The sequence below is a fragment of the Phenylobacterium sp. RIFCSPHIGHO2_01_FULL_69_31 genome, assembly GCF_001824475.1.
Taxonomy (GTDB): domain Bacteria; phylum Pseudomonadota; class Alphaproteobacteria; order Caulobacterales; family Caulobacteraceae; genus Phenylobacterium.
The window spans coordinates 190,153-211,002 of record NZ_MHXN01000003.1; the positions used below are offsets into that span (position 1 = coordinate 190,153).

Consider the following 20,850-nt stretch of genomic DNA (forward strand, 5'->3'; position numbering starts at 1 on the left):
CCTTAGATGACTGGAGCGCGGCGGCGATGTGGGGACCACCGCCGCGCTCACGCGACCCGTTACGCTGGCTCGCGGTGGACTAGAAGCGGGCGCGCAGGCCCACGTAGTACTGGCGCCCGAGGATGTCTCCGTAGTTCCGAGTCGGGAACGACGGCTCCTCGTCGGTGATATTCGTGACCCCGCCGCGGATGGTGTAGTTCCCGATGTCGTAGGACGCCGACACGTTCTGCCGCAGGTTTTCCTTCACCGTCGGGGTCGGAACGTTTTCGATCGTCGAGGTGTAGGTGAGCTTCACCGGCGACATGTAGTTGATCGAATAGTTCACCCGCAGCGGGCCGCCCCGCCAGCGGGCGTCGAAGCGGGCCGAGAGGTCCGGCGACGGACCGAAGTCGGTGGTCGCCGCGGTGTTGTCCACCCGGGTGAGGTCGACCCCGGTCACCGAGATTTCGAACTTCTCGATCCGCGTGGCCTCGAGGTTCAGCTCCAGCTCACCCAGGTCCCGATCGCCGAAGTAGCGCCCGACTGGGAAGGTGTAGTTGATGTTGTAGACCTCGCCGCGGAACCTCATCCGCCCCGCGTTGAAGGTCGTCGACCGCGCGGTAGCGATGTTGCCCTGGGCGTCGCGGGTGAAGGTGCCGCAGATGTCGGCCGGCTGCTCCGCCAGATCATAGCAGGTGGCCATGAAGCTCGCCGGCGTGAAGGGCGACAGCCCGTTCTTCAGGTCCACCTCGACCCGGTCCGCCACGATGGTCAGACCCGGCACGAAGGTGGGCTGGAACACGAAGCCGTAGGTCCAGGTCTTCGAGATCTCGTTCTTGAGCTCGGCGTTGCCCCCCGAGGTGACGAGCGCGCGCGAGAAGTTCTCCGACTGGTCCTGGAAGGTCGCCAGGGGGCCGTACCCCGGATTGGCGGCGAACAGCGCCTGGCAATTGGCGAGACGCGTGGCCGGCGCAGGGCCCGACGCGATCCGGTCGGCGTCGCATGGGTCGTTGCCGGAGTTGGCGAGCACCGTCCGGGACGGCGCGAACAGCTGGTCGAGAGTCGGCGCGCGGAAGTTGCGGCTGCGCGAGGCGCGCAGGGTGAACCCTTCCACGACCTCCCATCGCCCGCCGACGCCCCAGACGTCTTCCTTGCCCGCGATCGAGTTATCGACATAGCGGTAGGCGCCGTTGAGCTCGACCGTGCGGGCGAAGGGCAGCGAGAAGTCTCCGCCCAGCACCGGCACCAGCAGCTCGCCGGACAGCTCGTCCGTGTTGTACTTGCCGCGCGTCGCCGCGGTCGGCACCTGCGAGCCGACGAGGCCGCGCTGGTTGGCGGCCAGCGGCACGAATTTGGCCTTTTCTTCGCGGTGCTCGTAGGCCGCGCTGAATTTCACCTTGCCGGCCGGCAGGGCGAAGAGGTCGCCGCCGAACGTCGCCAGCAGGTCGTCCTGGGTGTTCAGATAGTCCTGGCCGACCTCAGTCGTGGCGTAGAGGCGGGCGTCCTGGCTCACGTTGCCCACGCCGAACGGATTGATCGGCGCGCACGCGGGATCGTCGTTGGCTGTCGTGCCGTCGGCGTTGATGGCGCACACGATCTGGCCGGCGCTGTTCCGCACCGCGTTGATCGCGTTGTTGAAGCGCTGGGTATAGACTTGATACCCGCGTGTCTCGCCGTCGGTCTCGGCGTGGCTGAACGACAGGCTCCAGTAGAAATTGCGATCGCCGACGTCGAAGTCGCCGTCCAGGGCCACCAGGGCCCGAACCGTATCGGTCTGATAGGCCTGCTCGCGCGTCGGCAGCAGGTCGGTCCACCACTTCGACAGCGTGAGCGGCGCGCCGGCCGGACCGAGGATCGCGGTGACCGCCGGCGAGAGGTAGGGATTGGTCCGGGAGACCGAGATCGCCCCCGCGCCGCTGGCGGCGTTGTTCAGCACGGTGTTGCTGGCCTGGTTGCCATAGGGGTCGCGGCCTTCGACGCGGGCATACAGGAGCTCGCCAGACAGCTTGATCCGGTCGGTGATGTCGTAGTGCCCGACGACCGTGCCGCTCCAGCGCTCGACGCCGGTCACGAGGGCGGCCAGTTCCTGGTACGGGTTGCCGTCGCCGCCGCTGGTGAAAGGCGGCACGTTGTTGTTGAGCAGATTGCCGACGCTGTACGGGATCAGCGACGTACCCGTGGCGTCGAACTGTTGCGGCACGCCATTGACCTTGTAGATCGAGCTGGCGAACGGCGGGCCCGGCGAGAACAGCACGCCGTTGGCGTTGAAGCTGACGAAGCGGGTGTTCAGGTTCTCGGTGACCGCAGGAATGCCGTCGGAGTTGGTGCGGTTCAGCGGGTTCGAGATCGTCACCCGGCCCAGGTTCGAACGCGGGCGGTCGTAGTCGAACAGCGGCCGGGTCTTCGACCACTCAAGATTGACGGCGACATTGGCGCGGTCATCGAGGAAGTTGCGGCCCGCCGTGGCCCGCAGGCTCTGGGTCGGATAGTCGTCGCGCGAGGAGATGCCGTACTGGGCGTCGAGCTCCAGGCCCGTGAAATCGTCCCGAAGGATGTAGTTCACGACGCCGGCGATAGCGTCCGAGCCATAGACCGCCGCACCGCCCGCCTGCACCACGTCGATCCGGGAGATCAGGCCGGTGGGGATGACGTTGGTGTCGACGGCCCGGTCCCCGATCACACCCGGGTTCGCGACCGAAAGGCCCGAGGAGGAGGTCACGAACCGGCGGCCGTTCACCAGGGTCAAGGTACGACCGGCGCCGAGGCCGAACAGGTTCGGAAACTGCTGGGCATTGCCCGCGGCCGATCCGCTGCCGGAGGCCTGGGCGAACTGGGGCATGTTGGCGGTCAGCTCGTTGAGCGCCTGGCCGGCCTGGATGAAGCCGCGGTCCGTGATCGCCTGCGCCGTCAGCACCGACACCGGCGCTTCGGTGGTCGTCTCGGCGCGCTTGATGCGCGAACCGGTGACGACGATTTCGCCGATCTCGCTGGCGCCCTCGGCCTGCGCGAAGGCCGGTGCGGCCCCCATCAGCACAAGCCCGCCGAGCACGGTCGAGGCCAACATACGTCCGCGGATGGTATTGCCGTTCATCTCTGATCCCCCAGGTCCGAAGCCTGAGCCGGCGCCGCGTTTCCCGCGTATCCCCGACCGAACTCCTGCCTTTCGGAAACGGTAGGTTCGCAGCGCCGGTTTTTCTTTTCGTTCTTAGAACCTTTGTCCGTTCGACACACATTGATAATGCAGCCGCCCCGCCGGCGACGAATGGCCAATGCAGCCGTCCGAAAATCGGGCGCCGCCGTTTCCGCGACCCACCCGTTCCTTGACAGCGGCGCTTTACGCATCCGCTATGCGCACATGGCCCGCCGCAAGGATGAAGTTATGCCCGCCGCGCTCGACGCGATCGACATCAAGATCCTGGATCTGATGCAGCGCGACGCTTCGCTTTCCACCGGCGAACTGGCCGAGCGGGTGGGGCTGTCCCAGTCGCCCTGCTGGCGACGGATCCAGCGCCTGCGCGAGGAGGGCTACATCAAGGCCGTCGTCGCGATCGTCGACCACGAGTTGGTTGGCTTCAAGATGCAGATCTTCGCCCAGGTGAAGATGACCACGCTGACCGAAGAGGAGCGGGCCAACTTCTACAAGGCGATCAACAGCATCCCCGAGATCCTGGAATGCTGGACGGTCTTCGGCGAGATGGACGCCATGATGAAGATCCTGGCCCCGGACGTGACCTGGTACCAGGACTTCATCTTCTCGGTTCTGCTGAAGCTTCCAGGCGTCGTCGACGTCCGCTCCATCGTCACCCTGTCGGCCCAGAAGAGCACCATGGCGGTGCCGCTGACCGCCCGGAAATTCCGCTGATCGCTTGGATAAATCATCCAAGCGCCGCCGATCGCGCCGGCAAGTACGAAAGAACAATTCGGCGGCCGGGCGCTAGCATCCTCGGGAGGCAGGACGTCCGATGAAGTTCACCCGAAGAGCGCTGGTGGCCGCCGTGGCGGCTGCCCCCGGCCTGGCCCAGGCGGCGCCTGCGCCCGCGGGCGGCGCGGGCGCCCTGCCCGCCCGATCGGCCTTCGCCCGGATGCCGTTCGTCTATCTGGACAGCGGCTCGACCCACCCGATGCCGCTGGGCGCCAAGGCGGCGCTGGAGGAGTACCTCCGCTACAAGACCCGCGACGGCGACTGGCCCGGCTACAGCATGGACGCCAAGGAGAAGGCGGTCGTGGAGGGCTTCGGGGCCCTGGTCGGCGCGGCGCCGGATGAGCTGACCGTCATCCAGTCCACCACCATGGGCGAGAACCTAGTCCTGCGGGCCCTGGGCCTGCCCGAAGGCGGCGGCCGGATCGTCACCGACGCCCTGCACTTCTTCGGCTCGTTCTACACCTACGGCGAACTGGGCAAGGCCGGCATGGACGTGGTCACCCTGCCCATGACGCCCGAGGGCCGCATCGACATGGACGCCATGGCCGCGGCGATCAACGACCGGACGCGGCTGGTCTCCATCAGCCACGTCTCCACCACCAACGGCTTCGAGCACGACCTGAAGGCCGTCTGCGACCTGGCCCACGCGCACGGGGCCTACGTCTATGCCGACATCGTGCACGGGGCCGGATCGACCCCGCTGGACCTGCGCGCCGCCGGCGTCGATTTCGCGGCCTGCTCCTCCTACAAGTGGCTGATGGGGGACTTCGGCCTGGCCTTCCTCTATGTGCGCCGCGAGGTGCAGGAGAAGGTGCGGAGGCCCTGGTGGGGCTACCACCAGGTGGGCGGGCGCTTCGTCACGCACGTCTTCCCCTTCGACCCGCCGGGCGAAACCGTCGCCGACTACGGCTATGCGCCGGGCGCCAACGGCAAGTTCGCCATGGGCACGACGTCCTGGACCGGCGTGGTCCAGCTCGAGCACAGCCTGGGCTTCATCCGAACGCTGGGCGTCGCCAACATCCAGGCTTGGCGCCAACCCATGATCGACGCGATCCAGGACGAACTGCGCCGCCGTGGCTACCAGCCGATGACCCCACAGGACAGCCGCACCCCCCTGGTCGCCTTCGCCCTCAAGGACGCCCGGGCCAAGCTGGGCGAGCTGCTGGCGAAGAACGACCTGCGCCTGACGGTCAGCGCCAACCGCTTCCGTGTGTCCCTCTCGGTGTTCAACGACATGAACGACGTCGATCGGCTGCTGGCCGTCCTGCCCAAGGCGCCGCCGGCATGAGGCTCGTCGCCCTCCTGGCCATCGCCGCCGTCGTAGCCTCGTCCGCGCAGGCGCAAGCGCCGGCGGCGACCACGCCCCCGCCGAACGCCGGCCCGTTCGCCATCCCCATGTCCCGGCCGACGCCGCCCGGCCCGGTCGAGCCCCTGCCCGCCCCCAAGCGCTTCGTCACCAAGCGCGCGATCACCGTGAAAGGCGTCCGCGTCCCCTACACGGCCATCGCCGGTGAGACCTACCTCTACAACCGCGCCGCCGAGCCCATCGGCTCGATCTTCTCGTTCACCTACCTCAAGGAGGGGCCCACCGACCCGAACCGGCCGGTGATGTTCGTCTTCAACGGCGGGCCCGGCTCGTCGTCGCTTTGGCTGCACATGGGCGTCGTCGGCCCCCGTCGGGTGGTGCTCGACCGCGAAGTGAACCCCACCAACACCCCCCCGTTCGGCGTCGCGGACAACCCGCACAGCCTGCTGGATGTGGTCGACCTCGTGTTCATCGACCCGGTGGGCACGGGCTGGTCCCGGGTCGTCGGCAAGGGAACGACCGCCGACTTCTGGGGCGTCGACGAGGATGCCGACACGGTCAGCCAGTTCATCGAGCTGTGGCTGACCGAGCATCGGCGCTGGAACGCGCCCAAGTTCGTCATGGGCGAAAGCTATGGCTCGGTGCGCGCCGCCGTCCTGCCCCGGGCCCTGATGGGCGGGCCGCTGTACATGGGCGTGATGCGCGGCATCACCCTGAACGGCGTCGTCCTGCTGGGGACGACGCTGGACGCGCGCAACGCCACGGGCGCGGCTGGGGGCGCGGAGATGCGCCAGGCGCTGGCCCTTCCCGCGTTGGCCGACACGGCCTGGGTCCACGGCAAGATCGACCGTCAGGGCCGCGACATCGAGGCCTTCCACCAGGAGGTCGTGGCCTTCGCTCGGGACGACTATGCGGAGGCCCTCAGAAAGGCCGCGGCCGGCACGCTGCCCGACGACGAGCGCGCGGCGATCCTGGCGCGCCTTTCGGCCTACACCGGCCTGCCGGCGTCCGCCTTCGGATCCGGCCTGACGATCTCCGACGCCGCGTTCGGCCGTCAGATCCTGGCGGACCGGGGCCTGCAGGTGGGCGCCTACGACAGCCGTTACACCCTGCCTCTCGCCGGCAGCGGCGGCGATCCCGTGGGCGACGACCCCGCCATGGGCCGCTACGTGCCGGGGTTCGTTTCGGCCTTCCATCAGATGGTCGTGGGCGACCTCAAGGTGGAGATGGACCGGCCCTACGGCGCCATCGTCTGGAAGGATCTGCTGCCGTCCTGGAACTGGAACCGCACCGGCGTGCCGCCGGGCCAGAGCTTCGCCACCGACCTGGCGGTGGCCATGCGTCGGAACGAGAAGCTGCGGGTGCTGGTGGCCTCCGGCTACTACGACCTGACCACCCACGCGGCGCCGGCCGAATACGCCGTCGAACAGGCCAAGATGCCGGCGGACCGGATGATGCTCCGCCGCTACGCCTCGGGTCACATGCTCTATCTGGGCGACACCGCGGCCGCGTTCGCCGACGACGTGCGCACCCTGATCCGCGACGCCACCCGCTAAGGGGTCACGAACGCCCGCACGGCGGCGCTGAACCGGGCCAGGTTCGCCTCCCCGTCGTAGACCCCGTGCGGGCCCGCGAAATAGGCCGCGGTAAGCTGGCCCGCCGGCACGCCGGCCTGGTCCAGGGTGTAGCGGCCGGCATAGGCCGGCGTGGTGAGGTCGTAGTAGCCGGCGGCCCAGAAGAGCCGCAGGCTGGGATTCTCCCGCATCGCCTGGCCCAGCCCCTCGATGGCGGCCCCGCGCTCGTGCGTCCAGGCGGCGTTCACCGAGAAGTTGACCCCGTAGTAGGTGTCCGTGCTCGGGTACTTCAGCACTTCCGTCAGGTAGCGGCCCACCACGGGGCTGGGGACCGGACCGATGGCCGCGGGATTGGGCGGCGGAGCGGCCGGCGCGCCCGGCGCCCTCTTGGGGACGACGCCCAGGGCCGGATCGTCGATGGCCCCGTCCTGGCCCGGCTCCAGCGGCGCGGTGACCGTCACGTCCAGCAGGCCGGTGCGCAGGCCCTGGTCCTTGAGGACGTTGAACATCCAGTCGTTCTTGGACAGCCGCAGGTTCTTCTCTTCGATCAGGCCGGCAGGCAGGCCCACGAGGGCCGACATGCGCTCCGCGATGCGGCGCCGCTCGGCGGCCGGCAGACCGCCGCCCTGGATCAGGGCGCTGACGTAGTCCGTGCGCGCGAACTGCACGGCCTCGGCGAAGACCTCGTCCACCGTGCGGCCGGCGCGATCGATCTTTCGGTGATGCCAGGCGCCCGCCGCCATTGTGGGAAGGCTCGCCACGTACGGCATTTCGCGGCCCGGCGTGTCGCCCACCATGGCCACCAGAAGCACCCCATCGAACGGCAGGTCCTTGGCAAGTCTGACGATCGTCGCCGCGCGGGTCGTTCCATAGCTCTCGCCCGCCAGATAGCGGGGCGAGGCCTCGCGGCCATTGGCCTTCAGCCAGGCGCGGATCACGGCCGCCACCGCCTGAGCGTCGCCCGAGGTGCTGTAGAACGCCTTGGGGTCCGCGCCTGGGAACGGCCGTGAAAACCCGGTGCCGACGGGGTCGATGAACACCAGGTCGACGGCATCGAGCGGGCTGGCGGAATTTTCGACCCAGCCGCCGCCGTTCCGGTCGCCAGGCGCGCCGGGCGTCCGCCTGTACGGGCCCAGCGCGCTCATGTGCAGGGGCGAGGACGAGGCCCCGGGGCCGCCGTTGAACAGGAACATGACGGGTCGCTTCGCGCGCGCCTTCACGCCATCCCGGACGTAGGCGATCGTCGTCGCCGCGGCAGACGGCTTGCCGGCAGCGTCGTCCAGGAACGTTTCCGTGACGGTCGCCGTGTAGCGCAGCGCCTGTCCGTTGAAGACGCCCCGGTGTTTCGTCACCGCGACCCGCGGCGCGCGGAGTTCGGCAGCTGTGGCCGCCGTCGGCGTCCGGGCCAAGGCTGGCCCCCCCGTCAGTGTCACCAAGACCAGGACGGCCAGGCCGCCGTTACGCCATCTTGTCATCTGCATCCCCGGGTCTGGCGGCAGACTAACCGTGGGTGCGCGGATTTTCTTTTCGTTGTGCAAGCCCGCCGGAGAGCGTCGGGCCGCTCGCGAGAGCGCCCGGAACGGCTCATGCATGAGTTATGCGCACGCACCGAACCGCGCGAATAGCCCAAGCGCCATGGGCCCTGCGCAGGGGCGAAATAGCAAAGAAAGTCCGGCGTGGGCGCCTAAGCTAGGAGCACTCGCCGAAGTAGGGCGGCGGCTAGGGATCCTTCTTTGACTTCTGTCCACTTGCCAGGCGCGGACGGCGCACAGCCGACAGATGCGCCCGACGATCTGTTCGCCGCGCCGTCCTACGCCGACTGGGGCCGCGCCGCGGTGCGCGTCCGCGAGTCCGGCGCCGATGTGGCCATGCTGTGGGACAGCACGATCGCCGAGCCGACCGAGGCCCTGGTCGATGTGGTGCGCGCGGCGTTCTCGCCCGCTGTGACGTCACGCTATGTGAGCGTGTTCGCCGACGGCAACCGCTTCGCCGTCGAGGCGCTCGCGCGCCGCTATGGCCTGTCGGCGGACCGGATCATGACGACCACCGGCGCCACCTCGGCGCTGGGCCTGGCGCTAAAGGCGCTGGCGGCGCCCGGGGACCGCGTGCTGGTCGAGCAGCCGGGGTTCGACGTCCTGGCCCACCAGGCCCGCGCCGCGGGGCTGTTGGTGGGCGAGGTCGCCCGTCCGGCGCCCGACTATCGCATCGACCTGGAGGACCTCGCCGCCAGGCTCACGCCCCGCACGCGGGCCGTGGTGATCACCAATCTGCACAATCCCACCGGCGCGCGCCTGGAGCCAGCCGAGCTCGCCGCCATCGCCGCCGTGGTCGCCAGGGCCGGCGCGGTGCTGGTGGTGGACGAGGTCTATGCCGACTTCGCCGCGGACACCGGGGCGCCGCCGGCTGGAACACTGGCGCCCAACATCCTCACGGTCTCCAGCCTGACCAAGGTCTTCGGCCTCTTCTCGCTCAAGTTCGGCTGGTTGGCGGGCGATGCCGCCCTGGTCGCCCGCATCCGCGCAAGCGCTCCCGACGGCGACATCGGCGTCTCCAAGCTCTCGCACGCCGTCGCCGCCCTGGTGCTGGAGAGCCCGCGCCCGTTCGAAGCCCATTGGCAGGGCACCCTCGCGGCCACGCGGCCGGTGATGGAGCGCCACGCGGCCGCCCTGGTCGGCGGCGGGCTGGTGTCCGGAGACCTGCCCGCGCACGGCTGCATGTACTTTCCGAGGGTCGTTGGGACCGACGACACGCGGGCCCTGGCGCGCCGGCTGTTCGGCGAGTTCGGCGTGCTCGTGGCGCCCGGGGAATACTTCGGCGCTCCCGGCCATATCCGGATCGGTTTCGGCGGCGACCCGGAGGCGCTCGATAAGGGGCTGCAGCGCCTGAGGGCCGGCCTCGACGCGCTGCGCCCGACGGCCTAGCTCATGCCGCCGCCGATGTCGCGGTCCCGCGCGTCGCCGAGCTGGGAGCCGCCATCGCAGTCCAGGATCGTCCCGCTCACATAGGCCGCCGACGAGCTCACCAGGAAGACCGCGCTCTCGGCCACCTCGCCGACTTCGCCGAACCGGCGCAGCGGAATCCGCGCGGTGATCGCCCGGTCGCTCTCCGGCGTCGGGCTGAGCCGCGCCATGCCCTCGGTGCCCGCGATGGGGCCGGGCGAGATGCCGTTCACCCGCACGCCGGCCGGCCCCCACTCCATGGCCAGCACGCGGATCAACTGGTTGATGCCCGCCTTCGCCGCGCAAACATGGGCCTGCATCATCGCGGGGTTCACGGCCTGCCCGGCCGTGATGGCGATCAGGGACGCGCCCGGCCGGTTCAGGAGGTCGTAGCAGGCGCGGAAGACGTTGAAGGTGCCGTTCAGGTCGATGTCGACCACGGTCTTGAAGCCGTTGGCCGACATCCCGAGGGCGGGGGCCACGAAGTTGCCGGCGGCGCCCGACACCACGATGTCCAGCGGCCCGAGTTGGCCGGCCGCCTCTTCCAGCGCCCCGCGGATCTGGCCGTAGTCGCGCACGTCGCACGACAGGCCGATCGCCCCGCGACCGATCTCCGCGGCCGCATTGGCGGCCTTCTCGGCGTTGCGGCCGGCCACCGCGACCTTGGCCCCGAGCTCGGCGTAGCGCTTGGCGATCCCCAGATTGATGCCGCTGGTGCCGCCCGCCACGAAGGCCGTCTTGCCGGCCAGCAGATTGTCCTTGAAGGCGCTCATGGTTTCCTCGTCCCAACGGTGTCTGTGCAGCCCCCATCGGGGCCGCCTGTCTCGGCGTCAGTCAACGTCGATCCCCCGGCGGCGGGACTATTTCGTCCTAGTCTTCGTTCGGAATGGCCAGCAGCGCCCCGCAGGCCTTGCAGTGCACCGCGTCGGGCTCGTGCCGCATCAGCCCGCAGGTCTCGCAGGCGAAGCGCACCTTGTAGGGGCGCATCAGCGTCTGGGCGAACCGGACGAACAGGGTGATGCCGCTGATCATGATCACGATGGTAAGCAGCTTGCCCCACGTCCCGGGCAGGGTGATGTCGCCGAACCCGGTGGTGGTGAGCGTCGTGACGGTGAAGTACAGCGCGTCCACATAGCCATCCAGGCCGGGGTGCGTGCGCGCGAAGCCGGCGTACACGAACCCGGTGGTCACGAACACGAAGGTCACAAGGGTGGCCAGCGACTTGGTGACGTCCTCCACCCGCGTGTCGTCGTAGCGGCGTCCGATCGTGGTCCAGAACAGCTCGCTATGGGCCAGCGACCAGAGCCGCAGCACCCGCAGGAAGGCCAGGTTGAACAGCCACAGGGGGAACAAGAGCGTGAGAAGCACGAACAGGTCCACCCAGACGCTGAAGCGCCGGAAGAAGGTCCGGAGGCTGGCGTCCGCGAGCGCCCGGGCGCCGATCTCCACCGCGACGAGCAGCGCTACGGCGTAGTCGACCACCAGGTAGGCGGGATAGTCGCGCAAGAAGGGCGAGGCGATGAAGAAGGCGATCAACAGCACGTCGATCGCAATGATCCAGAGGCGGAAGCGGACCGCTCCCGGCGACTTGCCGTGGTAGAGTTCGCGCAGGCGCACCCGCAGCCTGGGCAACGCCCGACGTCTTCCCGGATCCTCCACCGTCGAACCTGCCACCCGCGCTCCTGCCTTGGCCGTGAACCCTTGAAGCGCCGGCGGGTTCAACAGACCGCCGCGCACCCTCGCGCAGGCCTGGAAGGAGTACAACCATGCCCGCCAAGTCCGCCGCCCAGCAAAAGGCCGCCGGCGCCGCGCTTTCGGCCAAGCGGGGTGACACGCCCAAGAGCAAGCTTCAGGGCGCGTCGAAGTCGATGACGTCGATGTCCGAGAAGGAGCTTGAGAAGATGGCCCACACCAAGCGCAAGGGTAAGCCCGAGCACGTCAAACACTGACGCCGGCGCAGCTCAGGCCGCCAACCCCTGAAGCCGTGCGGCGATCTCCCGCACCTTTTCAGGGCCGCCCAGCAGCTGGCGGTTCTGCCCGATGCGCTTGAACCAGTAGTGCAGGCCCAGCAGGTCGGTCATGCCGATGCCGCCGTGCACTTCGGTCGCGGTGCGGGCGATGAAGCGGCCGATTTCCGACAGATGCGCCTTGGCGTGGGCGGCCATCAGCGGCGCCTCGTCCGGCGCGTGGTCGAAGGCGTAGGCCGCGTACCAGACCAGCGCCCGCGCCGGCTCCAGTTCCGCCGCCATCTCGGCGCAGAGGTGTTTCACGGCCTGGAAGCTGCCGATCGTGCGGCCGAACTGCCTGCGCTCCTTGGCATAGGCCACGGCCTTCGCGAGCATGGCCTCGGCGGCGCCCAGGGTGTCGGCGGCCAGGACGATCCAGGCCGCGTCGCGGAGGCGGTCGAGCGCCTGGTTCGAAGCGAGCGCTTCTGCGGGCGTGTCCGCGAAATTGAGCTCGGTAAGCCGCCGCGTGGCGTCGATGCCGGGCATGGGTTCGGCCGCCTCGGCGCTGTGGGCCAGGTGTAGGCCGCCTGCCCTGTCGGCCACCACCAGCAGGTCGACGCCGGCGGCGTCCAGGGCAAACAGCGCCTTGCCATTGAGCCGCCCGGCCGAGGCCGTCACGCCCGCGCCGTCGCGCGCCCCCGCCACCGGCTCCGAGATCGCGACTCCGGCGGTCGCCTTGCCGGCCGCCAGTTGCGGCAGCCATCGGGCCTGTTGCGCAGAGCTCCCGCCCAGCTTCAGCGCCAGCGGCGCCAGCACCGCAGAGCCCAGGAAGGGAGTCGGCGCCACGACCCGGCCCAGCGCCTCGGCGGCCAGCGCCGCCTCCAGCATCCCGAGCCCCAGCCCGCCGTGCTCCTCGGCGATCGTCAGCCCCGGCAGTCCCAGTTCGGCCAGTCCCGCCCAGATGTCCGGCGCGGCCGCCTCGCCCTCGTCTGCGAACCGGCGCACCCGCTCCAGGGGCGAAAGATCGCCGAGCGCCCGGTTCAGGCTGTCCTGCAGCATCGTCTGGTCTTCGGAGAGCGCGAACCGCATTCAGGCCTCCACGGTCTTGGGTTCGCGCGGCATGCCCAGCCCGCGCTCCGAGATGATGTTCTTCTGGATCTGGGCGGTGCCGCCGCCGATGATCAGGCCCAGGTCGAACATGTAGTTCCACTGCCATCGGCCCTTGGCCCGCAGGTGCGGCCCGTCCTGGTAAAGGATGCCCAGCTCGCCCAGGGCGTCGATGGCGAGCGCCGCCACCTGATGGTTCAGCTCGCAGCCCTGCAGCTTCACGACGAGGCGCGCCAGGCCGGCTGTGTCGTCCGTCATGGTCCGCAGGCCGTTGAACTTCATCGACAGCACGCGCGCCTGCAGCTGCATCAGCCGGTCGCGGAAGATGGGGTTGTCGATGATCCGCTGGCCGTCGACCGTCTCGGTGGTCATGAGCTCGATCAGCGACTTCAGCCGCGCCTCGGTGGCGTTGGGGTCGCCCAGCATCCCCCGCTCGTGCTTCAGCGTGGTGTTGGCCACCTGCCAGCCCCGCCCCCGCCCGCCGACCACATTGGCCTGCGGCACGCGCACGTCGGTGAAGAACACCTCGTTGAACTCGGCCTGACCCGTCATGGTCTTCAGAGGCCGCACCTCGATCCCTGGCGTATCCATCGCGAAGAGTACGTAGGAGATGCCCTCGTGTTTCGGCTTGTCGGGCTCCGTGCGCACCAGGCAGAACATCATCTGCGCCTGAGCCGCCGTACTTGTCCAAATTTTCGAACCACTTATCAGGAAATCGTCACCGTCCTCGACCGCCTTAGTCTGCAGGTTGGCGAGATCAGACCCCGCGCCCGGCTCGGAGTAGCCCTGGCACCAGATGATCTCGCCGCTCAGCGTCGGCGGGATCCAGCGCCGCTTCTGTTCCTCCGTCCCCATCTCGAGCAAGGTCGGGACAAGCATCGAGATCCCCTGCCCGCTCATCCCGCGGGGCGCGCCGGCCGCGATGAATTCCTCGGCGATGATCCGCGCCTTCAGACCGTCCGGCTCGGCGCCGAAGCCGCCGTACGCGCGGGGGATGGTCCGCGCCGCATAGCCGTTGTCGATCAACAGCCGCTGCCAGCCCTTCGGGTCCTTCGGGGCGCCACCCTCGTGCTCGGCCTTGTGGGCGTCCAGGAAGGCGCGCACCTCGTCGCGGAAGGCCGCCAGTTCCGGCGTCAGCGTCAGGTCCATGGCCCGTCCCGTTGGTTTCCTCAGGGCGCACTGCATCGGGTTTCGATGGCCGGCGCAACGGCGCCCCGGCGTCAACCCCGCGCCGCAACGCTGGCGCCCCGCGGCCGTTTCAGGTCAAGTCACCCGCGGAGGAGCCCATGCCCACACGCCGTCTTGTCCGCGCCCTGCCGCTGCTCGCCTTCCTGGCCGCCGCCGGCTGCTCCAGCGGGTCCAGCGATCCCTTCGTGGGTTTCGGCCCCAACCCCCCGCTGAAGGCGCCGAACAAGAGCCTGATCCCCACCATCGGCGTGCCCGACGTCGTGGGCTGGTCCGCCGGCGCTGCGCCCAAGGCGCCGCCGGGGTTCACCGTAACCCGTTTCGCCGAAGGCCTGGACCATCCGCGCTGGCTGCTGGTGCTGCCGAACGGCGATGTCCTCGCGGCGCTATCGGCCACCGAACCCAGCAAGGCCGGCAAGTCGAACCAGGGGATCAAAGGCTTCTTCCAGAAGATGCTCATGAAGAAGGTCGGCTCGGCCAAGCCCAGCGCCAACCGGATCGTCCTGATGCGCGACGCCGACGGCGACGGCGTGGCCGAGACCAAGACCAACTTCGCCAGCGGGCTCAAGCAACCCTTCGGCATGACCCTCGTCGGCGGGCTGCTCTATGTGGCCAATTCCGATGGGGTGGTGGCCTTCCCCTACCAGCCCGGCGCGACCGCCGTGCCCGGCTCGGGGACCAAGGTGTTCGACCTGCCGGGGCCGCCCATCAACCACCATTGGACCAAGAACGTCGTCGCCAGCCCCGACGGGACCAAAATCTACGCCACCGTCGGGTCGAACTCGAACATCGGCGAGAACGGGATGGAGAACGAGCAGGGCCGCGCCGCGATCTGGGAGCACGACCTGCGGACCGCGAAGACGCGCATCTTCGCCACCGGCCTGCGCAATCCGAACGGCATCGACTTCGAACCGACCACGGGCGTGATGTGGACGGTGGTCAACGAGCGCGACGAGATCGGCAACGACCTGCCGCCGGACTATATGACCAGCGTCCGCGAAGGCGGCTTCTACGGCTGGCCGTACAGCTACTGGGGACAAAACGTCGACGAGCGGGTCAAGCCGCAGAACCCCTCGCTGGTGGCCTCGGCGCTGAAGCCGGACTACGGCCTTGGGCCGCACACCGCCTCGCTGGGCCTGACCTTCTACCGGGCCGACGCGTTTCCGGCGGCGTACAAGGGCGGCGCGTTCATCGGCCAGCACGGGTCGTGGAACCGCAAGCCGCTGAACGGCTACCGCGTCGTGTTCGTACCCTTCGCGGGCGGGCGGCCCCAGATGCCCCCGCAGGCCTTCCTCACCGGCTTCCTCAACGACGACGACAAGATCCAGGGGCGGCCGGTGGGCGTGGTCGTGGACGCGCGGGGCGCCCTGCTGGTGGCCGACGACGTGGGCGGCATCGTGTGGCGCGTGGCGCCCGCCGCCGCAGCGGCAGGCGCCACGCCGGGCGTCAGCCCATCTTGAAGACGCAGACCTTGTTGCCGTCCGGGTCGCGGAAATAGGCGCCGTAGAAGGTCGGCAGGCGCTGGCCGGGCGGGCCGTCGCAGACACCGCCAGCCGCCATGGCCGCAGCGTAGGCCTCGTCCACCTGCTCCTTGGACGCGGCCGGCAGGCCGAACATGCTGCCATTGCCAGCGGTGGCCGGCTGTTCGTCGTAGGGCTTGCTGACGGCGATCATGCCGGGCGTCGCGCTGCTGCCGTAGAACTGCATCCGGTCGCCGTTGGCGAACGTGCGCTTGCCGCCCAGCGGGGCAAGCACGGCGTCGTAGAACTTGGTCGCCTTCTCGAGGTCGTTGGTGCCGATGGTCGCGTAGCCGATCATTTTGGGAATCCCCCTTTGAATTCGGCGACCCTAGCCGATGACCTGTGCGGAAGCGCAAGCGCTGCGTGACGGGAGGCCACGCGCCGGTCCACTATCGCCGCAACCATGCGACGGAGGGGCGGAATGAAGCGCGGCATGATGTGGGGTCTGGCGACGATGCTGCTGGCCGGATCGGCTGAGGCGGAGGTGTCCAGCGCCGTGCGCCAGGAGACGAGCGCCGTACCGGGGCTGGCCGCGCCGGCCGAACTGATCGTCGACCGCTGGGGCATTCCGCACATCTATGCGCAGTCGTCGCGCGACGCGTTCTTCCTGCAGGGCTGGAACGCCGCGCGCGACCGGCTCTGGCAGATCGACCTGTGGCGCAAGCGTGGCCTGGGCCGTCTGTCCGCGAGCCTGGGCCCCGCCTACGTCACGCAGGACCGGGCCACGCGCCTGTTCCTCTACCGGGGCGACATGGCCGCCGAATGGGCGGCGTACGATCCCGGCGGCAAGGAGGCGGTCGAGGCCTTCGCCGCCGGCGTGAACGCCTATGTGGCGGACGTCCGCGCCGGCAAGCGACCGCTCCCCGTGGAGTTCAAGCTGACCGACAGCCGGCCCGAGGACTGGAAGCCTGAGGACATCCTGCGCATCCGCAGCCACGCGCTGGTCTCCAACGTCGCCTCGGAAGTTGCCCGGGCCCGCACTATCTGCGCCGGGGGCGTGGAGGCCGACGCCCTGCGCCGCAAGCTCGAGCCGGCGCACAAGGTCACGATCCCCAAGGGGCTGGATCCTTGCGACGTGCCGGCGGACGTGCTGGCCGACTATGTGCTGGCAACCGAGCCCGTGAGCTTCAAGCCGCCGGCGCCCAGGACGCTTGCCCAGGTCATCGACGAGCGGTCGGCCGAGGGCTCCAACAACTGGACCATCTCGGCGGCGCGCACGGCCACGGGCCGGCCGATCCTGGCCAACGACCCTCACCGAGCGGTAGGGACCCCGTCGCTCCGCTATATCGCACACCTCGATGCGCCGGGCCTGTCGATCATCGGGGCGGGCGAGCCCGCCCTGCCGGGCGTCTCCCTGGGACACAACGGGACCGCCGCCTTCGGCCTCACCATCTTCTACATCGACCAGGAAGACCTCTACGCCTACGAGACCAAGGGGGACGCCTATCGCTACAAGGGCGCCTTCGAGCCGATGACGGTGGTGCGGGAGACCATCGAGGTGAAGGGCGAGGCGCCGCGCGAGGTCGAGCTGCACTTCACCCGCCACGGGCCGGTGGTCTTCCAGGACGACGCCAAGGGCCGCGCCTTCTCCATCCGAACGATCTGGAACGAGCCGGGCCTCGCCGGCTATTTCGGCTCCTCGCGCCTGTGGCGGGCCAAGGGCTGGGAGGATTTCCAGACCGCGCGCGACCGCTGGGGCGCCCCGCCGCTGAACCTCGTCTATGCGGACACCAAGGGCGACATCGGCTGGTCGGCCGCCGGCCGCACCCCGGTGCGGCCCAATTGGGACGGCCTGATGCCCGTGCCGGGCGACGGCCGCTACGAGTGGGCCGGTTTCGTGGAGGACGGCGGCCTACCCGTGGTGAAGAACCCGGCCGCAGGGTACTTCGCCACCGCAAACGCCATGAACATCCCCGCCGAACCAGCCTATCCCCGCGAGCGGCGCAAGCTGGGCTTCGAATGGGCGGACCCGTCGCGGACGCAACGCGTGCACGAAGTGCTGGACGGGCTGCCGAAGTCCACCCTCGCCGACTCCATGGCTTTGCAGGTGGACAGCGTCAGCCCGCAGGCGCGCCGCGGCGTGGCGCTGGTGAAGGGGCTGCAGAGCGCCGATCCGGACGTCGCGCGTGCGCTCGCCCTGCTCTCCGCCTGGGACGGGCACGAGAGCACCGACAGCGCCGCCGCCGCGATCTACGAGACCTGGGCGGTCAAGCACCTGGGCCGCCACACCGCCGCGGCCGCCGGCCTATCGGCCGATGCGCGGAAGCTGATCGGCGCAGGATCGCCCGACCCGGTCCTCACCTGGCTTGAGGCCCGGCCCGCCAAGGTCCGCGACCCGATCCTGCTCTCGAGCCTCGCGGACGCCGTGGGCGAGCTGAAGGGCCGCCTGGGCCCGGACATGGCCACCTGGACCTGGGGCCGCCTGCACAGGGCGACCTTCGTCCCGGCCGTCGCCGCCCTGGCCGACCCGCAGCTTGCCGCGCAGATGACGGTGGGTCCGCTCCAGGTCCCGGGGTCGTCCTCCACGCCGCGCGCCGCGACTTGGCGGGCCGAGGACTTCGCCCAGTCGGCCGGCGCCTCGGTCCGCCTCGTGCTCGACGTGGGGGCCTGGGACAACTCGATGGCGATCAACACCCCCGGCCAGTCCGCCGACCCGACCAGTCCGCACTACCGCGACCTGTTCCCGCTCTGGGCGGCCGGCGCTTACGTGCCCCTGCGCTTCAGCCGGGCCGCGGTCGAGGCGGACGCCGAGACGCTGATGCGCCTGACGCCGGCCCCTTAGAGGCTCAGCGCCAGCGGTAGGTCACGCCCACGCCCACCATCCGCGGGGCGCCGGCGATGAAGGTGGGCAGGCCCAGGCTGTCGCCCGTGTTGCCGGCGTCGATGATGTAGTCCTCATCCGTCAGGTTGGAGGCGAAGGCCTCCAGCGTCACCGGCGAGTCCTCGCGGCTCCAGGAGACGCGCAGGTTCAGGAGGCCATAGGCCTTCTGGAACTCGTCCTGGACTCGGTCGGGCACGAAGTTGTTCGCCTGGAACACCGCCCGGTCGTTGGTGTCGTCGAAGAACACCTTGGACTGCCAGGTGTAGCTGGGCCGGATCTCCAGTTCGCCGCCCGCGAGCGGCGCGCGCCAGGAGACCGCCACCGACAGCGAGTGGTCGGGCGACAGCCGGAAGCGGTTGCCGTCGTAGGCGCCGCCGTCGAACCGGGCGTGGCTGTAGGCATAGGTCGCCAGCAGGTCGAGGTAGGAGGTCACCGCCCAGTCCGCCTGGCCCTCGAACCCGTAGGCCTTGGCCTTGCCGGCGTTGGTGATGACGAACAGCGTCCCCTGCTGCTCCACGGTCTGGAAGTTGTCGTAGTCGTAGCGGTAGGCCGACAGGTCCAGGCGCAGGCGACGGTCCAGGAGGGCCAGCTTGGCGCCGGCCTCGTAGCTGTCGACCGTCTCGGCGTCGACCTGGCCGAACCGCGGGGCCGTCCCCGGCGACGCGGGGCCCGAGGCGGCCAGCACCCCGGGGCGGCGGCCCCGGGCGAACGAGGCGTAGAGGTTGGCGTCGTCCGAGGCCGCATAGCGCGCGACCAGGCGCCAGGTGACGCCGTCGTCCTTCAGGTCCTGCTCGAACACCTGGCCGTTGCCCGTGGTCGGCTGGAACGTGACGCCGAACAGCGGGAGTTGCGAGGCCGGGATCTGCTGCACGGTAGGCAGCGAGAGCGCGCCCAGGATCGCTTGCGCCTGCGCGAGAGCGGCCGGGGTCCCGGCCGCCGCGACGGTCGCCGCGCCGATGGCGCCGCCCAGGACGCTGCGACCGCCGACCACGCGCGAACCGAAGCCCGTGGTCTTGTCGTCGCGGGTGAACCGTACGCCGGCCGACACCTCCAGCTTGTCGGTCACCTTGAAGGTGCCATCGGCGAAGACGTCGAACGAGTCCAGGTCACTGGTGGAGCTGGTTTCTTCCACGTGGTTCGCGCGCAGGTTCGCGGCGATGGCCGTCGCCTGGGCCGTGCTCAGCACCACGCGGTTGCCGCTGATACTGGCCACCAGCCCGCGCAACAGGGCGCCGGTAAAGGCGGTGTTGGCGAACACCCCGGCCGGCGCCGGCGTCGTGGCGGCCAGGCCGAGACCCGCGGCGCTGGCGTTGAGCTGGCCGGTCACGACCGCCAGGCCGATGCGCTCGTCGAACTGCAGCGGGACGCGCTGCCGGTCCTTGGCCTTGAAGATGTCGCCGCCGACGAAGCCGCGGAAACGGCCGCCGTTGTCGTAGTTGAGCCGCAGTTCCTGGCTCCACTGCTCGCCGCGCGCATCGTTCAGGCCGGTGAGGATACCCAGGGCCGTCCCGTCGGGATCGAAGGTTTCCTCGCTGTCGTAGCGGCGATAGGCGCTGATGGAGTTCAGCGTCAGGGCGTCGGTCAGCTTGAACTCGGCCAGCGCCGTATAGCCGGTCACCATCCGCTCGAGGCCCAGCGGCCGGCCGCCCTCGAAGTTGGCCGGCGACGCCAGGGCCGCCGCGCTCTGCGGCCGCGTATCGCCCAGGACTTGGCCGGTGACCGGGTCGGTTGGTGAGAACCCGCCCGACTTGAACGAGGTGCCCGTGGGCTCGTCCTTCTGGTAGTTGGCGATAAGGTCGATGCCGACCCGCTCGTTCGGCTCGAACCGCAGCGCGGCGCGGAAGGCGCTGGTGTCCACCGACTGGAAGTCTTCGCCGCCCAGGGCGTTCTTCACATAGCCGTCGCGATACCGCAGCCGGCCGGACAGGCGCAGCGCCAGCTTGTCGTTCATGGGCAGGTTCACGGCCGCCTCGCCCATGCGGTAGTCGTAGTCGCCGGCCTCGACCTTGAAGTAGCCGTCGGCGCCGGCTGTGGAGGCCTTGGTCTGGATCAGGTTCACGCCGCCGATCAGGGCGCCGCGGCCGAACAGGGTGGACTGCGGTCCCTTGGCCACCTCGACCCGCTCCAGGTCGAACAGCTCCACGTATGAGCCCTGGGACTTGGAGATCGAGACGCCGTCCTGGAACACCGAGACCCGCGCCTCGGAATAGGGGTCCGTCGAGTCCGACGTGATGCCGCGCATCACGAAGCCGGGGTTGTTCGGCGACTGGTCCTGGACCTCGAAGCCGGGCGTGAACAGCGACAGATCGGCGAAGTCCTGGACGCCCAGCGCTTCCAGCCGCTCGGCGCCATACGCCGTCAGCGAGATCGGCACGTCGATGGCCTGCTGCTGGGTCTTCTGGGCCGTGACGACGATCTCCTCGACCGCCGAGGCTTCCTGGGCCAGGGCCGCGGCCGGGAGGGCGCACAGGCCAAAGGCGCTCGCCGCGGCCAGCAGCCGCGCACGTGACATGGTCATCTTCTATCCCCTACGCAAAACGCGTGGGGCGCG

Annotated in this window: 15 protein-coding genes; 7 read left to right on the plus strand and 8 right to left on the minus strand. The window is 69.7% G+C overall.

Annotated elements, in window-relative coordinates; translation table 11 throughout:
• Nucleotides 1-79 precede the first annotated feature (79 nt).
• Nucleotides 80-3,070, minus strand: a complete 2,991-nt coding sequence (locus tag A2790_RS01135; protein WP_293386872.1) for a TonB-dependent receptor — start codon at nucleotides 3,068-3,070, stop codon at nucleotides 80-82.
• Between the two features lie 288 nt (nucleotides 3,071-3,358).
• On the opposite strand from A2790_RS01135, the gene A2790_RS01140 reads away from it, so the two are divergent.
• The 3 genes from A2790_RS01140 (at nucleotide 3,359) to A2790_RS01150 (ending at nucleotide 6,763) form a co-directional block, all read left to right on the plus strand.
• Entirely contained in the window at nucleotides 3,359-3,841 is a 483-nt protein-coding gene (locus A2790_RS01140; RefSeq protein WP_068876012.1) for an Lrp/AsnC family transcriptional regulator, read from the plus strand.
• Nucleotides 3,842-3,941: 100 nt separating this feature from the next.
• The gene (locus A2790_RS01145) at nucleotides 3,942-5,189 is read left to right on the plus strand and encodes an aminotransferase class V-fold PLP-dependent enzyme (protein ID WP_293386873.1); all 1,248 of its coding nucleotides are present in this window, start codon (nucleotides 3,942-3,944) and stop codon (nucleotides 5,187-5,189) included.
• Nucleotides 5,186-6,763: a peptidase S10 gene (locus A2790_RS01150; RefSeq protein ID WP_293386874.1), complete on the plus strand. Its 1,578-nt coding sequence runs from the start codon at nucleotides 5,186-5,188 to the stop codon at nucleotides 6,761-6,763. The genes A2790_RS01145 and A2790_RS01150 overlap by 4 nt, the downstream gene beginning before the upstream one ends.
• Here A2790_RS01150 and A2790_RS01155 read toward each other — a convergent pair.
• A complete protein-coding gene (locus A2790_RS01155; RefSeq protein ID WP_293386875.1) occupies nucleotides 6,760-8,262 on the minus strand; it encodes a peptidase S10 in 1,503 nt (500 codons plus the stop codon). The two genes, A2790_RS01150 and A2790_RS01155, sit on opposite strands and share 4 nt — an antisense overlap.
• A 252-nt stretch (nucleotides 8,263-8,514) precedes the next feature.
• On the opposite strand from A2790_RS01155, the gene A2790_RS01160 reads away from it, so the two are divergent.
• On the plus strand, nucleotides 8,515-9,702 hold the full coding sequence (locus tag A2790_RS01160) for a pyridoxal phosphate-dependent aminotransferase (protein ID WP_293386876.1): 1,188 nt from the start codon (nucleotides 8,515-8,517) through the stop codon (nucleotides 9,700-9,702).
• Here the strand turns inward: A2790_RS01160 and A2790_RS01165 are convergent.
• Together A2790_RS01165 and A2790_RS01170 are read right to left on the minus strand one after the other, a co-directional pair.
• Nucleotides 9,699-10,493: an SDR family oxidoreductase gene (locus tag A2790_RS01165; RefSeq protein WP_293386877.1), complete on the minus strand. Its 795-nt coding sequence runs from the start codon at nucleotides 10,491-10,493 to the stop codon at nucleotides 9,699-9,701. The genes A2790_RS01160 and A2790_RS01165 overlap by 4 nt on opposite strands.
• 97 nt (nucleotides 10,494-10,590) lie before the next feature.
• Nucleotides 10,591-11,394: a potassium channel family protein gene (locus A2790_RS01170; protein ID WP_293386878.1), complete on the minus strand. Its 804-nt coding sequence runs from the start codon at nucleotides 11,392-11,394 to the stop codon at nucleotides 10,591-10,593.
• 92 nt (nucleotides 11,395-11,486) lie between these two features.
• Here A2790_RS01170 and A2790_RS01175 point away from each other — a divergent pair, with 92 nt between their 5' ends.
• On the plus strand, nucleotides 11,487-11,669 hold the full coding sequence (locus tag A2790_RS01175) for a DUF3008 family protein (protein ID WP_293386879.1): 183 nt from the start codon (nucleotides 11,487-11,489) through the stop codon (nucleotides 11,667-11,669).
• Between the two features lie 12 nt (nucleotides 11,670-11,681).
• Here the strand turns inward: A2790_RS01175 and A2790_RS01180 are convergent, their stop codons facing one another.
• Entirely contained in the window at nucleotides 11,682-12,755 is a 1,074-nt protein-coding gene (locus A2790_RS01180) for an acyl-CoA dehydrogenase family protein (RefSeq protein ID WP_293386880.1), read from the minus strand.
• Nucleotides 12,756-13,922 carry an acyl-CoA dehydrogenase family protein gene (locus A2790_RS01185; RefSeq protein ID WP_293386881.1) on the minus strand — a complete coding sequence of 389 codons (1,167 nt, stop codon included), beginning with the start codon at nucleotides 13,920-13,922 and terminating at the stop codon, nucleotides 12,756-12,758. It abuts the gene before it with no gap.
• A 137-nt stretch (nucleotides 13,923-14,059) separates the two neighbouring features.
• On the opposite strand from A2790_RS01185, the gene A2790_RS01190 reads away from it, so the two are divergent.
• Nucleotides 14,060-15,418, plus strand: a complete 1,359-nt coding sequence (locus tag A2790_RS01190) for a sorbosone dehydrogenase family protein (protein WP_293386882.1) — start codon at nucleotides 14,060-14,062, stop codon at nucleotides 15,416-15,418.
• Here A2790_RS01190 and A2790_RS01195 read toward each other — a convergent pair.
• Nucleotides 15,405-15,776: a VOC family protein gene (locus A2790_RS01195; RefSeq protein WP_293386883.1), complete on the minus strand. Its 372-nt coding sequence runs from the start codon at nucleotides 15,774-15,776 to the stop codon at nucleotides 15,405-15,407. The two genes, A2790_RS01190 and A2790_RS01195, sit on opposite strands and share 14 nt — an antisense overlap.
• Before the next feature lie 123 nt (nucleotides 15,777-15,899).
• Here A2790_RS01195 and A2790_RS01200 point away from each other — a divergent pair, with 123 nt between their 5' ends.
• Complete coding sequence (locus tag A2790_RS01200) at nucleotides 15,900-18,260, plus strand: penicillin acylase family protein (protein WP_293386884.1); 2,361 nt, start codon at nucleotides 15,900-15,902, stop codon at nucleotides 18,258-18,260.
• 4 nt (nucleotides 18,261-18,264) lie between these two features.
• Here A2790_RS01200 and A2790_RS01205 read toward each other — a convergent pair whose 3' ends face one another.
• Nucleotides 18,265-20,817, minus strand: coding sequence for a TonB-dependent receptor (locus A2790_RS01205; protein WP_293386885.1), 2,553 nt, complete (start codon nucleotides 20,815-20,817; stop codon nucleotides 18,265-18,267).
• Nucleotides 20,818-20,850 lie beyond the last annotated feature (33 nt).

What these genes read in the sequence shown, in the direction of transcription:
- A2790_RS01135 (WP_293386872.1), bottom strand. Translation starts at nt 3,070, where the DNA reads ATGAACGGCAATACCATCCGCGGACGTATGTTGGCCTCGACCGTGCTC.
- A2790_RS01140 (WP_068876012.1), top strand. Translation starts at nt 3,359, where the DNA reads ATGCCCGCCGCGCTCGACGCGATCGACATCAAGATCCTGGATCTGATG.
- A2790_RS01145 (WP_293386873.1), top strand. Translation starts at nt 3,942, where the DNA reads ATGAAGTTCACCCGAAGAGCGCTGGTGGCCGCCGTGGCGGCTGCCCCC.
- A2790_RS01150 (WP_293386874.1), top strand. Translation starts at nt 5,186, where the DNA reads ATGAGGCTCGTCGCCCTCCTGGCCATCGCCGCCGTCGTAGCCTCGTCC.
- A2790_RS01155 (WP_293386875.1), bottom strand. Translation starts at nt 8,262, where the DNA reads ATGCAGATGACAAGATGGCGTAACGGCGGCCTGGCCGTCCTGGTCTTG.
- A2790_RS01165 (WP_293386877.1), bottom strand. Translation starts at nt 10,493, where the DNA reads ATGAGCGCCTTCAAGGACAATCTGCTGGCCGGCAAGACGGCCTTCGTG.
- A2790_RS01175 (WP_293386879.1), top strand. Translation starts at nt 11,487, where the DNA reads ATGCCCGCCAAGTCCGCCGCCCAGCAAAAGGCCGCCGGCGCCGCGCTT.
- A2790_RS01180 (WP_293386880.1), bottom strand. Translation starts at nt 12,755, where the DNA reads ATGCGGTTCGCGCTCTCCGAAGACCAGACGATGCTGCAGGACAGCCTG.
- A2790_RS01185 (WP_293386881.1), bottom strand. Translation starts at nt 13,922, where the DNA reads ATGGACCTGACGCTGACGCCGGAACTGGCGGCCTTCCGCGACGAGGTG.
- A2790_RS01190 (WP_293386882.1), top strand. Translation starts at nt 14,060, where the DNA reads ATGCCCACACGCCGTCTTGTCCGCGCCCTGCCGCTGCTCGCCTTCCTG.
- A2790_RS01195 (WP_293386883.1), bottom strand. Translation starts at nt 15,776, where the DNA reads ATGATCGGCTACGCGACCATCGGCACCAACGACCTCGAGAAGGCGACC.
- A2790_RS01200 (WP_293386884.1), top strand. Translation starts at nt 15,900, where the DNA reads ATGAAGCGCGGCATGATGTGGGGTCTGGCGACGATGCTGCTGGCCGGA.
- A2790_RS01205 (WP_293386885.1), bottom strand. Translation starts at nt 20,817, where the DNA reads ATGACCATGTCACGTGCGCGGCTGCTGGCCGCGGCGAGCGCCTTTGGC.